The 12,765-nt window shown below is 40.7% G+C and carries 12 protein-coding genes; 7 read left to right on the top strand and 5 right to left on the bottom strand.

Going from position 1 to position 12,765, the window contains the following annotated elements; translation table 11 throughout:
- Positions 1 to 23: 23 nt before the first annotated feature.
- Entirely contained in the window at positions 24 to 1,208 is a 1,185-nt protein-coding gene (dapE, locus tag MTN96_RS10600) for a succinyl-diaminopimelate desuccinylase (protein WP_248531531.1), read from the top strand.
- A 316-nt stretch (positions 1,209 to 1,524) separates the two neighbouring features.
- On the opposite strand, the gene MTN96_RS10595 is transcribed toward dapE, so the two are convergent.
- Positions 1,525 to 3,231, bottom strand: a complete 1,707-nt coding sequence (locus tag MTN96_RS10595; protein WP_248531529.1) for a lysophospholipid acyltransferase family protein — start codon at positions 3,229 to 3,231, stop codon at positions 1,525 to 1,527.
- A 162-nt stretch (positions 3,232 to 3,393) separates the two neighbouring features.
- On the opposite strand from MTN96_RS10595, the gene MTN96_RS10590 reads away from it, so the two are divergent.
- Positions 3,394 to 4,314, top strand: a complete 921-nt coding sequence (locus MTN96_RS10590) for a glyoxylate/hydroxypyruvate reductase A (RefSeq protein ID WP_248531527.1) — start codon at positions 3,394 to 3,396, stop codon at positions 4,312 to 4,314.
- A gap of 96 nt (positions 4,315 to 4,410) precedes the next feature.
- Positions 4,411 to 4,551: a hypothetical protein gene (locus MTN96_RS10585; RefSeq protein ID WP_024032281.1), complete on the top strand. Its 141-nt coding sequence runs from the start codon at positions 4,411 to 4,413 to the stop codon at positions 4,549 to 4,551.
- A 148-nt stretch (positions 4,552 to 4,699) separates the two neighbouring features.
- Here MTN96_RS10585 and smrA read toward each other — a convergent pair whose 3' ends face one another.
- The 3 genes from smrA to MTN96_RS10570 all read right to left on the bottom strand — a co-directional run bounded on the left by smrA (position 4,700) and on the right by MTN96_RS10570 (position 6,200).
- On the bottom strand, positions 4,700 to 5,281 hold the full coding sequence (gene smrA, locus MTN96_RS10580) for a DNA endonuclease SmrA (RefSeq protein ID WP_024032280.1): 582 nt from the start codon (positions 5,279 to 5,281) through the stop codon (positions 4,700 to 4,702).
- Between the two features lie 129 nt (positions 5,282 to 5,410).
- Positions 5,411 to 5,656: a hypothetical protein gene (locus MTN96_RS10575; RefSeq protein WP_083901815.1), complete on the bottom strand. Its 246-nt coding sequence runs from the start codon at positions 5,654 to 5,656 to the stop codon at positions 5,411 to 5,413.
- 106 nt (positions 5,657 to 5,762) lie between these two features.
- Positions 5,763 to 6,200, bottom strand: a complete 438-nt coding sequence (locus MTN96_RS10570) for a hypothetical protein (protein ID WP_248531525.1) — start codon at positions 6,198 to 6,200, stop codon at positions 5,763 to 5,765.
- Positions 6,201 to 6,302: 102 nt separating this feature from the next.
- Here MTN96_RS10570 and MTN96_RS10565 point away from each other — a divergent pair, with 102 nt between their 5' ends.
- On the top strand, positions 6,303 to 6,686 hold the full coding sequence (locus MTN96_RS10565) for a response regulator (RefSeq protein ID WP_248531524.1): 384 nt from the start codon (positions 6,303 to 6,305) through the stop codon (positions 6,684 to 6,686).
- 111 nt (positions 6,687 to 6,797) lie between these two features.
- On the opposite strand, the gene rpsT is transcribed toward MTN96_RS10565, so the two are convergent.
- Positions 6,798 to 7,058, bottom strand: a complete 261-nt coding sequence (rpsT, locus tag MTN96_RS10560) for a 30S ribosomal protein S20 (protein ID WP_004588355.1) — start codon at positions 7,056 to 7,058, stop codon at positions 6,798 to 6,800.
- A gap of 294 nt (positions 7,059 to 7,352) precedes the next feature.
- Here rpsT and murJ point away from each other — a divergent pair, with 294 nt between their 5' ends.
- The 3 genes from murJ to ileS all read left to right on the top strand — a co-directional run bounded on the left by murJ (position 7,353) and on the right by ileS (position 12,760).
- Positions 7,353 to 8,891, top strand: a complete 1,539-nt coding sequence (gene murJ, locus MTN96_RS10555) for a murein biosynthesis integral membrane protein MurJ (RefSeq protein ID WP_055253146.1) — start codon at positions 7,353 to 7,355, stop codon at positions 8,889 to 8,891.
- Positions 8,892 to 8,975: 84 nt separating this feature from the next.
- The gene (ribF, locus tag MTN96_RS10550; protein WP_004588357.1) at positions 8,976 to 9,902 is read left to right on the top strand and encodes a bifunctional riboflavin kinase/FAD synthetase; all 927 of its coding nucleotides are present in this window, start codon (positions 8,976 to 8,978) and stop codon (positions 9,900 to 9,902) included.
- Positions 9,903 to 9,931: 29 nt separating this feature from the next.
- Positions 9,932 to 12,760 carry an isoleucine--tRNA ligase gene (ileS, locus tag MTN96_RS10545; RefSeq protein WP_248531522.1) on the top strand — a complete coding sequence of 943 codons (2,829 nt, stop codon included), beginning with the start codon at positions 9,932 to 9,934 and terminating at the stop codon, positions 12,758 to 12,760.
- Positions 12,761 to 12,765: the final 5 nt, after the last annotated feature.

The following is a 12,765-nucleotide window of genomic DNA, read 5'->3' as shown; positions in this document are numbered from 1 at the left end:
TTATGGTTATTGAGTGTGTTGTTATGTCTGTTGCAAAAGTATCGCAAAACAGTGTAAGTAAACCTTTAAGCGCGGTGGTAAAAAATACGCAAACGCTTATTAGGTTTGAGTCTGTAACGCCTAATCAAGGCGGTGCCATAGATTGGCTTAGCAATGAGTTAACTGCGCTTGGCTTTAACTGTGAGCAGTTTATTTGTGAAGGCGTTACCAATTTAATTGCCTACGTTAGTTTTGAACAAGAAGGGCCATGTGTTGCGTTTTCTGGGCATATTGATGTTGTGCCCGCAGAGTCGGGCAATTGGCTAAGCCCGCCTTTCGCCGGCAATATTATTAATAGTGCCGTGTATGGTCGCGGCGCTGCCGATATGAAAGGCGGCGTGGCGGCTATGCTTGGTGCTACTAAGGCACTATTAAAAGAGACTAAAAGTAAAAAAGGGCGTTTTTACTGGCTTATTACCTCCGATGAGGAAGGAGAGGCCGTATTTGGCTCAGAGGTAATAGCCGCGCGTTTAGCAAAAAATAATATACAGCTTGATGGCTGTATTGTTGGTGAGCCGACAAGCTCTACACACGTAGGCGATACAATTAAAAATGGTCGCCGAGGCGCTATTTCTTCTCGTATAAAAGTACACGGCAAGGCCGGACATGTTGCCTACCCACAGACCACTATAAATGCTGCGCATATTGCGGGTAATATTGTAAATTGTTTAAGTAATTTAACATGGCCTGACGATGAGCCAAGCTCTAAAACCACCTTGCAAGTGACCGGCATTAATATAAATAATGTTGTTGATAATTTAGTGCCTAGTGAATGCGAAATTACCTTTAATGTGCGATATAGCCATGGTTATACAAGCAATGCAATAAAGCACTTTATATCAGCGGCGCTGAGTGAATACGCTCAACACCTTGAGATTGAATGGGAGCGAGCGTGTGAGCCCTATTATACGCCACCAACAAACGGGTGGAGTTTATTGCAGCAGTTAGAGCACACCATTTATGCGCAAACAGGGAGTTACCCCATGTTAAGTACCAGTGGCGGTACTTCTGATGGCCGATTTTTTGCAAACCAGCATACCCAAGTTATTGAATGCGGAGTTAAAAATAGTACCATTCATCAGGTAAACGAACATGTTCCGGTTGATGATTTACTTAAAATTGAGGCCATTTACACAGACTTATTAGCGCGAATTTTTAGCCATACATAGTAATCGCCCAATAAAAATAAACAGCGAGAATCACCTCGCTGTTTGTTTGAGTAGGGCGTGTTGATCTTTAATGATTGAGTTTGCAGCAGTATGTTTGGTTTTTAGGCAAGGCAGAGCCTATGAAGTGTGGTTATTCCCCATAAATAGGCGATAACGCAGCATAAATGCCAAACATGCGCTGCCCTTCGGGTTCTGCCTAGGGGCGATAAACTCTTTGTTGCTCGGTTTTTACTTAGCCCACTAGGTTACAAACCTCGCGCCGCGATTAAATCGCCCCTAGATTGAACAAATTTCAATCCGTAAAGTTCAACACGCCCTAACCTAAATAGCGCTTGGCTTTATTTTCTTTTACGTTTTGTAAATCTACCAGCACTAACCCATCAATACAGTTGTTAAAGTCGGGGTCGATACTAAAGCTTAAAAACTTTACGCCGCCAGGCTTGCACAGCTCAGTATATTGCTTAAATAGCGTAGGAACTTGTGCCCCCATATTGGCCAGTACATGTTTTAATTCTACAAAGTCTTCTTTTACATCGTTGCCACTAAAAACAGTTTTACACTGAGTGAGTTGTTGCTCGCTTAATTTAAACTCGTTATTTGGGGTGGCGAGGTGTTGCTCTGATTTATAATAATGTTGATAGTAATGCACGAGCATGGCTTTTGCTTGTTCAGGTAAGGCGTTAGAAACGCTCACCGCGCCAAATAAGTAACGATATTGCGGGTAGTTTTTAATAAATGCGCCAATACCGTACCATAAGTAGTCTAAGCTTTTACGCCCCCAATATTTAGGTTGCACAAAGCTGCGGCCAAGTTCTATACCTTGCTCTAAATACGGTTTCATTGCTTGTGTGTAACTAAATAAACTATCGGTGTATAAGCCTTCTCGGCCATGTTTCTCTATTATTTCCTTTGCACAAGCAAGGCGATATGCACCCACTAATTCTAGCTGCGTAGGATCCCACAGCACTAAGTGTTGATAATCCATATCATATTTGTCGATGTCGCGGCGTTTTCCGCTGCCTTCACCTACCGCTCTAAAGGCAATTTCTCTCAGTCGTCCAAGCTCTCTAAACACTGGAGAGCTGCCAGTGTACTGGTATAAATGAATATGCATGCCATCTTGTGTTTTGCCTAATAACTGACAACTCTCTATGGCTTTTTTAAGCTCTTTGCGGCACTCAGGTATTGCAATAGGAGTTTGGGTTTTAAGGGGAAGGGGCTTTTTAGTGGTAAGGCGATAAAGTTGCTTGCGAATGAGATTAACGATTTCTTTATCTTTTAAGTTTTCGATTAAATATGACTCAGGCGGAATGGAAGCACCAATTTCAAACTCTAATGACTTTTGTCGCTGCTTAAACATTTCTTTTACTAATAATAAGCTCGCAAGTGGTTTGTAAATCATTGAGGTGCCATAAAAAAGCGGGCTGTTTTTGGCCTTTATATAAATAGGTAAAACAGGGCTGTTTGCTTTTTTAGCCATGCGTAAAAAGCCACTGTTCCACTTGCAATCTTTAATACCGGTAGGGCTTAAACGCGAGACCTCTCCCGCAGGAAAAATAAGTAACGCACCTTCATCTTTTAAGTGTCTTTGTATATTACTTAATTCTTGTTTTTTACTGGTTCCCGATAAATTATCTACTGGCAACAGCAATGAATGCATAGGGGTGACCGACATTAGCATGCGATTGGCAACCACTTTTAAATCTTGCCTAACGCTGGAAAGTACTTTTATCAGCGCAAGTGCGTCGAGCGAGCCAATGGGATGGTTAGCCACAATAACCAACTTACCTTCGCTGGGTATGTTTTCAATTTGTTTTGGTTTGTAGCGGGTATCAAAGTCAAGCTCATCAAGCACTTGTTCAACAAACTCTAGCCCTTGTAAATGGGGGTAAGCATCGCCAAAGGCGACAAATTCTTGTTCATGTAATAAGTAGCCTAGCCCCTTTTTAACTAAACCTTTTACTTTAGGGGAGTTCTCTAATTGTGGTAAGTTTGCTGCTATTACTTTATCAACGCTTATCATATTAACCTCATTTACAATTTGGCCTATTCGCCATCCTGTTTAGAGTAAAAAAAGGGTGTGACAGTTACTTTGCAGTTGTGTGACTTTTTAAAGAGCACATAACGAGCTGCTCAGTTGTTTATTAGTGTAGATAAAATTTATTTAATAAAATTAGGAGCTTCTATGTCGGTATTAGTAGCCATTACCGGGCGAGATAATACAAAGCTAATTGCAAAGCTAAAAGAGCTATTACCCAATGAAGAGATAATGCAATGGCCAGAGTGTAAAAAGCTCAACAATGTAGAGTTTGTATTAGCCTGGAATGCACCAGATGATTTGTGGCAGCAATTACCTAACTTAAAAGCGGTGTCATCGTTTGGAGCGGGTGTAGATAGTATTAATATGTCTTTATTGCCTAAAAAGGTAGACGTGGTTCGCATTGTTGATACTGAGCTTGCTCAAGATATGGCAGAGTACGTGCTAGGCCATGTACTTGCGCACAAGCTGCGTTTAAAAGAGTATTTTGTTAAGCAATCACAATGCAATTATAAACCTAAGCGCGCATATAAATATAATCACGTGGGTATTTTAGGGTTTGGTGAGCTAGGTAAAGCGTGCGCCAAAAAACTAACCCTGAATGGCTTTACGGTAAGCGCTTGGTCAAAAACTGAAAAAAGTGATGAGCAGGTGCATCTATATTCTCAGCAGCAAGGCCTTAATGAAATGCTGCCTACAATTGACTACTTGGTATGCCTACTGCCGCTAACAAAAGATACTAAGGGTATTATTAATGCCGATTTATTAGCTAAGTTACCGGCCCATGCGTGTGTAATTAACGTTGCCAGAGGAGAGCACCTAGTAGAGCAAGATTTAATAAACGCACTTAACAGTGAAATGTTAAGGGCTGCCACGCTCGATGTATTTACCCAAGAGCCGCTACCGCAAGACCACCCATTTTGGCATAACGCTAACATAACGATTACACCACACTGCGCCGCGTTATCTGATTTAAATAGCGTAACAGCGCAAATTGCAGAAAATATTAATCGCCTAAAAAGCGGCCTTACATTAAATAATCGGGTTAATAGAACAAAAGGTTATTAATAGATAGCAAAACAGTTTAACAAACAGCTTGTTAACATTTGTAATTTTAATTATTGTGAAGTTTAGTCACTACAATAAAAATAATAAGAGTAACGTATGAAATCAAGTCAAGGCGGAGTAAAACTAAGTTTAGTAGTGGTTTCTATTATAGTGCTAGGCGTGTCTGCTTGGTTTAACCAAGCAAGTGCCGATCAAGTGCCACAAAGCAAAAGTTCACAAACTTCACAAAGTGAATAAGTGCATTTGCAGGCAAATTATAAAAAGTGGACTCTATTAATTTGTTTTTGGCTTAATAAAGCCAGATCATTAAAGAGTACCCACCTTTCATTAGGCCATTTAATTACTAAAGTGCGCTTCGTTACTGGTATTTAGTAAAATAAGTTAATTAGTACCGTTTAGCATGGATCTCTCGGTTTTCATGCTTTTTCTCATCACTTTTTTTAAGCAACACATATGTTGCGCCACTGCCACCATGGTGCTTTAAAGCGGTATGATACGCTAATACCGCGGGTAGAGCCTGTAGCCACTTATTAACATAGCTCTTTAGTATACCGGGCTTAGCTTTATTTTTTATACCAATGCCATGGCGAACTAGTACAACGCGAATGTTTCGCTGGTGGCAATCAGTAATAAAGTTAAATAATGTTGTGCGTGCGTTTTTAAGTAATTGGCCATGCAAATCTAATGTGGCATCAACTTGGTATTTAGCTAAGCGTAAGTTTTTAAATACTGCGCTTTGTACGCCATCTTTTTTAAAACTGAGTAATGCATGCGGGTCTAAAAGCTCTACATGCTCAGATTGTAAGTAATTTTCGTCATTCGCAAGGCTAAGCTCGGCAGCTTTGCGTTTTTCTTGTTGGGCAAGGGTGGCACTGGGATTACTTGCAAGGGGAGTTACAGTATCGTGGTTTATAGGTTTTACATCTTCCATAGAAGATAAAAATAAATCGAAATCAGATAAAGACATAGTAAGACCTAAATAAGGATTAATACGAGATAAATTTTATCTTAGTTCAATCTGTTCCCCAAGCCTTTTAATTTTTTCAAATAAAAAAGCCCAGCAAGGCTGGGCTATAAAATATTCTAAGGGGAAATGTTAACTCTGAGTTACATTAAATTGTCCAAACGTATATACCTTGAACAAGTAAAATGTATTGATCAACACTAAACTCATATTCGAAATAACACTCGACGACATTAAATCCAAGCTAAAAGACAAAAATAACAGACCACATGCACTAATCGCTGCAACACGCAGTATTGTTATGTGGTTAATAAAGAATGCACCTAAACCTAGTGCAAGTAATACAGTGTTTAAAAGCCAATCTAGCTCGTTTAGCATGGTCGTTTCAATAGTTCAGTTGTTGAAAAAAGGAGCGCCATTATGTTGATCTTTTGCACACCTTTCAACCAAGTAATTTTAAATTTTCAGATTAGTTTTTTTAATGCTAAATATAGCTAGCTAGTGCTGCAAAAAAGCCATTATTTTTTATTAGTTGGTACTTTTGACAGCTTTGCGGCGCCTTCATATCTGCGCATAAATAAAGGGCATTGCGCTTCTCGTCTAGCTGCGGGTGTAAGTTTGAATCAAGTAATGTACGGCCATACCCAAAGACCCCAGACCAATAAATACTTTCGCTCACTAACCCTAATTTTTTATAGGTGAGCAAAGTTGGTTTTGGAAAAATAATGGCTACAGCAAAAATGATAGCCAGCGTAATAAGTAACCCTTTTTTAGACTTTACAGGCTGCTCTGCTGGGGTTGATGTTGGGTTAGCTGAAGATTGCGGTGCTGTTTGCGGCCTATTGCGGGGCTTTTTTACAGGGGTTTTTCTTTTTTGTGGTGTTTTACCAAGCAATGATTGTTTTTTTGTGTTGTTTGACATAAAGCAAATCTGGCCTTTTGAGCGTAGGTCTCTATAATAAAATGATTAAATATCTAGTTATATAATAACTTATACAATGCTTTTAGCCTACGAGGAAGATACATGGATACGCAGCTATCAATTTTAATAGTAGATGATGTTAGCACAGTGCGTAGTTTTTTGAGCCAAACGCTCATGCACTTAGGAATAGAAAACGTTAAAGAGGCTTCAACGGCTAAACAATGCATTAGCGAATGCCAATCAGCTAATTACAATATGATTTTTTTAGATATTGAACTGCCTGACGGCGATGGTAAAGAGTTAATCGCGCAAATTAATGATATTAACCCTGAAACTAATGTGGTGATGGTGTCGGCCCATTCTGCAGTAGAAAATGTTAAAGAAGCCATCGATAAAGGTGCTAAAGGATTTGTGGTTAAGCCATTTACGCCTAAAAAAATTGCGGCCATGTTGAAAAAGTTTTATCCCGATTTGGAAAACGTTTAACCAGCTTTAATAGTAATGCGTTAAATTAGCTTAAAGTTTAGCGGATTGCTAAATACCAAATTTTAGATATAAAAAAACCGGCCTAGGCCGGTTTTTTAATCATAAAACAAATTATAGCGCTTTAATTTTAGCTGCTAAACGGCTCTTATGACGAGCTGCTTTGTTTTTATGAATTAGACCCTTAGTTGCGTAACGGTCTAGGATAGGTGTAGCAACAGAGAAAGCTTGCTGTGCAGCTTCTTTATCGCCAGCTTCAATAGCAGCGGTTACTTTTTTGAAGTAAGTACGCATCATTGAACGACGGCTTGCGTTGTGCTGACGGTTTTTTTCGCTAGTGATAGCGCGTTTTTTTGCAGACTTGATGTTAGCCAAGGTTTGCTCCTAACAATCTTAAATAAAGCTTAAATTAAAGGCCGTGGAATATGCCTGTTTTTATCATGAATGTCAATTTAAATTTAACAACTCAAGAAAAACTGCTCCTTATAACGAACATCAATTTGCCGCTTTAGCAGTTAATATCGCTATTGTAACAAAGCACAGACGCCCAGCCTAGTGCTTTAAAGCGATTTATAAAAAAGACTGTGGCATAATTGCGCTAACTAAAGGTTTTTAAGTAGGTTTAAGGTGTCAAAAGGATTATTTCGCTCCGGTATGATTGTAAGTTGTATGACAATGATATCGCGTATTTTAGGGTTAGTACGAGACGCTGTCGTTGCAAACTTATTAGGTGCTAGTGCAGCTGCTGATGTTTTTTTGTTTGCTAACCGTATTCCCAATTTTTTACGCCGACTATTTGCTGAGGGGGCTTTTGCTCAGGCATTTGTGCCTGTACTTAGCGAAATTAAAGAACACCATGGCGATGATAAAGTTAAGTTATTTGTAGCACAGGCTGCCGGTACGCTGGGCACTATTTTGCTTTGCGTGACTATTTTTGGCGTTATTGCCTCGCCTGTTATTGCCGCGTTATTTGGTACTGGCTGGTTTATAGATTGGTGGCAAGGTGGCCCTAATGCAGAAAAGTTTGTGCTGGCAAGCTCCTTATTAAAGTTAACTTTTCCGTATTTGTTATTTGTTAGTTTGGTAGCACTTAGCGGTGCAGTAATGAATGTGTATAACCGCTTTGCAGTGGCTGCTTTTACGCCCGTATTACTTAATGTTTCAATTATTACCTGCGCCATTTTATTGCACGACAAATTTAGCGTGGGGGCGTATGCGTTAGCTATTGGTGTATTTGTGGGCGGGGTGGTGCAATTGTTGTTTCAGTTACCATTTTTATACCGAGCAAAAATGCTGGCACGTCCTCGTTGGGCGTGGCAAGACGAGAACGTTAAAAAAGTGCGTAAGCTTATGCTACCGGCATTATTTGGTGTTTCAATAAGCCAAATTAACCTCCTGCTCGACACCATGATTGCCTCGCTATTAATGACGGGCTCTATCGCATGGCTTTATTACTCAGATAGGTTAATTGAGTTTCCACTTGGTTTATTTGGTATTGGTATTGCCACTGTTATTTTACCCGCACTTTCTAAATTGCATAGCAGTAAAAAGCTCAGTGATTTTCAGCATACGTTAGATTGGGGTGTGCGTTTTGTGATTTTTTTAGGCATACCCGCCATGGTTGGTTTAATGATTATAAGCCCGCTTATCATTACTGTGCTATTTGATCACGGTGCATTTAAAGACGCTGATGTTGATCATGTTAAAGCGGTAAGCTTAGGGGTGGTTGCCTACTCGGTAGGGTTAGTTAGCTTTATGCTTATTAAAGTATTAGCGCCGGGTTTTTACTCGCGCCAAGATACCAAAACACCTGTGCGCATTGGTATTATTACGCTGGTGCTTAATATGGTATTTAATATTATGTTAGCCCCGTTTATAGGATATTTAGGGCTTGCTTTAGCAACGTCTATGTCGGCCAGCTGCAATGCTTTTTTACTTTACAGGCAACTTAAAAAAGAAAACGTGTATCAGTTTTCTGCAATGAGCCTGCGCTTTAGCGTAAAGTGCATTGTGGCAAGCTTGGTAATGGGCGCTTTAACGTGGTACGTCAGCAGCCGTTATTATTGGGCTACATGGCATTTTTCTGAGCAAGTAATGTTGTTAATTGTATTGCTAGTAATTGCTGCAATAAGTTACTTTGCGGTGCTGTTTTTACTTGGTGTAAGACTAAATACGATAAAAAGTGTAGCAACTACTGAATCAAACTAAAAAAAAGATTATAATCGGCAGCCCTGTGGTTTTGAACGATTTTAAAGTCGTTAATAATACTCGCTGAAAAAGGCATTAGGTGGCATGGAGTTAATTAGAGGTATACACAATATTCGAGCGCAGCATTATGGTTGTGTGTTGACTATTGGTAATTTTGACGGTGTGCATTTAGGCCATGGCGAAGTGTTAAAAGGGCTGTTAGCGGATGCCAAAGCACATAACTTACCCAGTACTGTGATGTTATTTGAGCCGCAGCCGCAAGAGTTTTTTGCTAAAAACAATGCGCCAGCTCGGCTTACTCGGTTACGCGACAAACTCAGATTACTAAGTAACTTAGGTATTGAGCGGGTTATTTGTATTAGCTTTAACCAACAATTTGCCAATATGCACGCTGAGCAATTTGTTAGTGATATTTTAATTAAAAAGCTAGGCGTTAAAGCACTCACAGTAGGTGATGATTTTAAATTTGGTAAACAGCGCCAAGGGAATTTTAATTTACTGCTCAGTATGGGCAAACAAGCGGGCATGGATGTAAAAAGCACCGCGAGTTTTCGCCAATTAAATGCTAGAGTAAGCAGCACACTAATACGTGAAGCATTAGCCGCAGGCGACTTAGAAAATGCTAAGTTAATGCTAGGGCATAATTATGCTATTTCAGGGCGTGTAATACATGGTTGGAAAAGAGGGCGAGAGCTTGGTTTTCGAACTGCAAATATAGCGCTTAAACGCCAAGTTTGCCCTGTAAATGGGGTGTTTGCCGTAAAAGCAAACATTGCCGGGAAACACGTTTATGGGGTAGCCAATATTGGTAACAAGCCCACTTTTAATGGAACTCGTGCTTTGTTAGAAGTTCATCTTTTTGACTTTGCACAAGATATATATGGACAGTTTATGCACGTGGAGTTAATAAAAAAACTTCGCGATGAGAAAAAATTCGAGACATTAACACAGTTAACGGCACAAATTGCAACCGATGTTGCCGCCGCAAAACAGTGTTTTGGTTTAAATTAGGTAGCCGATAGATACGGAAAGTAGGATTAATGAGCGACTACAAACATACTTTGAATTTACCGGAAACACAGTTTCCAATGCGTGGCAATTTGGCACAACGTGAACCAAAAATGCTTAAAGCATGGTATGAAGACGACCTGTACGGTCAAATTCGCAGCGCTAAAAAAGGTAAAAAGACCTTTATTTTGCATGACGGCCCTCCGTATGCAAACGGCGATATCCATTTAGGCCACTCAGTAAATAAAATTTTAAAAGACATAATTGTTAAGTCTAAAACTTTATCTGACTTTGATGCACCTTATGTGCCTGGTTGGGACTGTCATGGTTTGCCAATTGAGTTAATGGTTGAGAAAAAAGTAGGCAAGCCAGGCGTTAAAGTAACCGCGAGCGAGTTTCGTGAAAAATGCCGTGCTTACGCTAAAAAGCAAGTTGAAGGTCAAAAAGTAGACTTTAAACGTTTAGGTGTGTTTGGCGATTGGGACAAACCTTACTTAACAATGAACTATGACTTTGAAGCAAACGCTATTCGCGTGCTAGGTCGTATTATTAAAAATGGCCACCTTCATAAAGGTGCAAAGCCTGTGCATTGGTGTACAGACTGTGGTTCTGCATTAGCAGAGGCCGAAGTAGAGTACCAAGATAAGCAATCTCCAGCGATTGACGTACGTTTTACATTTGCAGATCAAGACGCGGTTGTTAATGCCTTTGATTTAGCCGATGGCCATACAGGCCAAGGCAGTGTAGGTACTGTTATTTGGACTACAACGCCGTGGACCTTACCCGCTAACCGTGCGGTAGCAGTGCATGCAGATTTAGAGTACGCCTTAGTACAAGTAGATGATGAAGGCTCACAGCAACGTTTAATTTTAGGCTCAGAGCTTGTTAAAGATGCAATGGACCGTTATGGCTTTAATCATTTCCACGTACTAGGTTATGTTAAAGGTGCAGCACTTGAAAACTTACACGTTGCTCACCCATTTTACGATTTTGATGTACCGGTAATTGTAGCAGACCATGTTACTACTGACTCAGGTACGGGTGTGGTACATACCGCGCCAGGCCATGGTCAAGAAGATTTCGCGGCAGGCTTAAATTACAATCTTGAAGTAGCAAACCCTGTGGGCGCGAATGGCGTTTACCTGCCTGATACAGAATTATTTGCTGGTCAGCATGTATTTAAAGCAAATGCCAGTGTAATTGACGTACTAACAGAGCGCGGTGCTTTAATGCATCATCATGCGCTTACGCATAGCTACCCGCATTGTTGGCGCCACAAAACGCCTATTATTTTCCGTGCTACACCGCAGTGGTTTGTAAGCATGGATCAGGCTAACTTACGTCAAGACTCGTTAAGCGAAATTAAAAACACCCAATGGTTGCCAGAGTGGGGCGAAAGCCGCATTGCGAACATGGTTGAAGGTCGCCCAGATTGGTGTATTTCACGCCAACGTACTTGGGGTGTGCCAATTGCTTTATTTGTTGATAAAGACACTGGTGCTTTACACCCAAATACGCAAGCGCTTATTGAGCAAGCTGCAGAGCTGGTAGAAAAATCAGGCATTCAAGCATGGTATGACCTAGAGCCTGCCACCTTGTTAGGCGAAGAAGATGCCAAGCAATACATGAAAGTACAAGATACGTTAGATGTATGGTTTGATTCGGGCGTAACACATGCGTGTGTTGTTGATGCACGTGAAGAGTTAGTTGGCCCAGCCGATTTATACCTAGAAGGTTCTGATCAGCACCGTGGTTGGTTTATGTCATCAATGATGACCTCAGTTGCTATTAACGGTCACGCACCTTACAAGCAAGTACTAACGCACGGCTTTACCGTAGATGAAAACGGCCGCAAAATGTCAAAATCGTTAGGCAACGTTATTTCACCACAAAACGTGATGAATAAACTTGGCGCTGACATTTTACGTTTATGGGTAGCCTCTACCGATTACACCGCCGAAATGACGGTATCGGATGAAATATTTAAACGCTCTGCAGATCGTTACCGCCGTATTCGTAACACTAGCCGTTACTTGTTAGCTAACTTAAGTGGTTTTGATCCAAAAACAGACCAAGTTGCTGTTGATGATATGGTTGAGCTTGATAAGTGGATTGTTGGCCGTGCAGCCCAATTACAAGAAGAAATTTTAGCAGCTTACGATAGCTACCAAATGCTATTAGTAACGCAAAAGCTAATGAACTTCTGTACAGGTGAGCTTGGTTCGTTCTACTTAGATGTAATTAAAGACCGCCAGTACACAGCAAAAAGCGACAGTCATGCACGTCGTTCTTGTCAAACTGCGCTTTATCATATTGCTGAAGCAATGACTCGTTGGATGGCGCCAATTATGAGTTTTACAGCTCAAGAAATTTGGGAAGCACTACCGGGCGAGCGTAGCGATTACGTATTTACATCGGTATGGTACGACGGTTTACATGCACCGACAAACAGCCAATTTAGCAACGATGACTGGCAAGCGATTCTAAATGTACGTGACGAAGTAAACCGCGTACTAGAAGCAGCCCGTAAAGAAGAAGTAATTGGCGCAACGTTACAAGCAAGCGTTAACTTATACGCCGAAAAAGCACTGGCTGATAAGTTAGCAGCATTAGGTGATGAACTACGTTTTGTATTACTAACGTCTGCGGTCACTGTATCTGGAGTAGATAGCCAGCCAAGTGATACACAAACAACTGAAATTGAAGGTTTGTACATTAGCGTAGTAGCCACAGATGCAACTAAATGTGAGCGTTGTTGGCATTACAGCGATGATGTAGGTTCAGAGCCTGCACACCCTGAAATTTGTGGTCGTTGTGTAAGCAATGTTGACGGCGAAGGTGAAAAGCGTCAATTCGCTTAGGAGCT

This window comes from Pseudoalteromonas sp. 2CM28B (assembly GCF_023161935.1).
The sequence above is the reverse complement of the archived record's forward strand: the minus strand, read 5'-3'. Positions and strand labels throughout refer to the sequence as shown.

Excerpts from the sequence above, each read along its gene's own strand:
- dapE (WP_248531531.1), top strand. The coding sequence starts at position 24 with ATGTCTGTTGCAAAAGTATCGCAAAACAGTGTAAGTAAACCTTTAAGC.
- MTN96_RS10595 (WP_248531529.1), bottom strand. The coding sequence starts at position 3,231 with ATGATAAGCGTTGATAAAGTAATAGCAGCAAACTTACCACAATTAGAG.
- MTN96_RS10590 (WP_248531527.1), top strand. The coding sequence starts at position 3,394 with ATGTCGGTATTAGTAGCCATTACCGGGCGAGATAATACAAAGCTAATT.
- MTN96_RS10585 (WP_024032281.1), top strand. The coding sequence starts at position 4,411 with ATGAAATCAAGTCAAGGCGGAGTAAAACTAAGTTTAGTAGTGGTTTCT.
- smrA (WP_024032280.1), bottom strand. The coding sequence starts at position 5,281 with ATGTCTTTATCTGATTTCGATTTATTTTTATCTTCTATGGAAGATGTA.
- MTN96_RS10575 (WP_083901815.1), bottom strand. The coding sequence starts at position 5,656 with ATGCTAAACGAGCTAGATTGGCTTTTAAACACTGTATTACTTGCACTA.
- MTN96_RS10570 (WP_248531525.1), bottom strand. The coding sequence starts at position 6,200 with ATGTCAAACAACACAAAAAAACAATCATTGCTTGGTAAAACACCACAA.
- MTN96_RS10565 (WP_248531524.1), top strand. The coding sequence starts at position 6,303 with ATGGATACGCAGCTATCAATTTTAATAGTAGATGATGTTAGCACAGTG.
- murJ (WP_055253146.1), top strand. The coding sequence starts at position 7,353 with ATGACAATGATATCGCGTATTTTAGGGTTAGTACGAGACGCTGTCGTT.
- ribF (WP_004588357.1), top strand. The coding sequence starts at position 8,976 with ATGGAGTTAATTAGAGGTATACACAATATTCGAGCGCAGCATTATGGT.
- ileS (WP_248531522.1), top strand. The coding sequence starts at position 9,932 with ATGAGCGACTACAAACATACTTTGAATTTACCGGAAACACAGTTTCCA.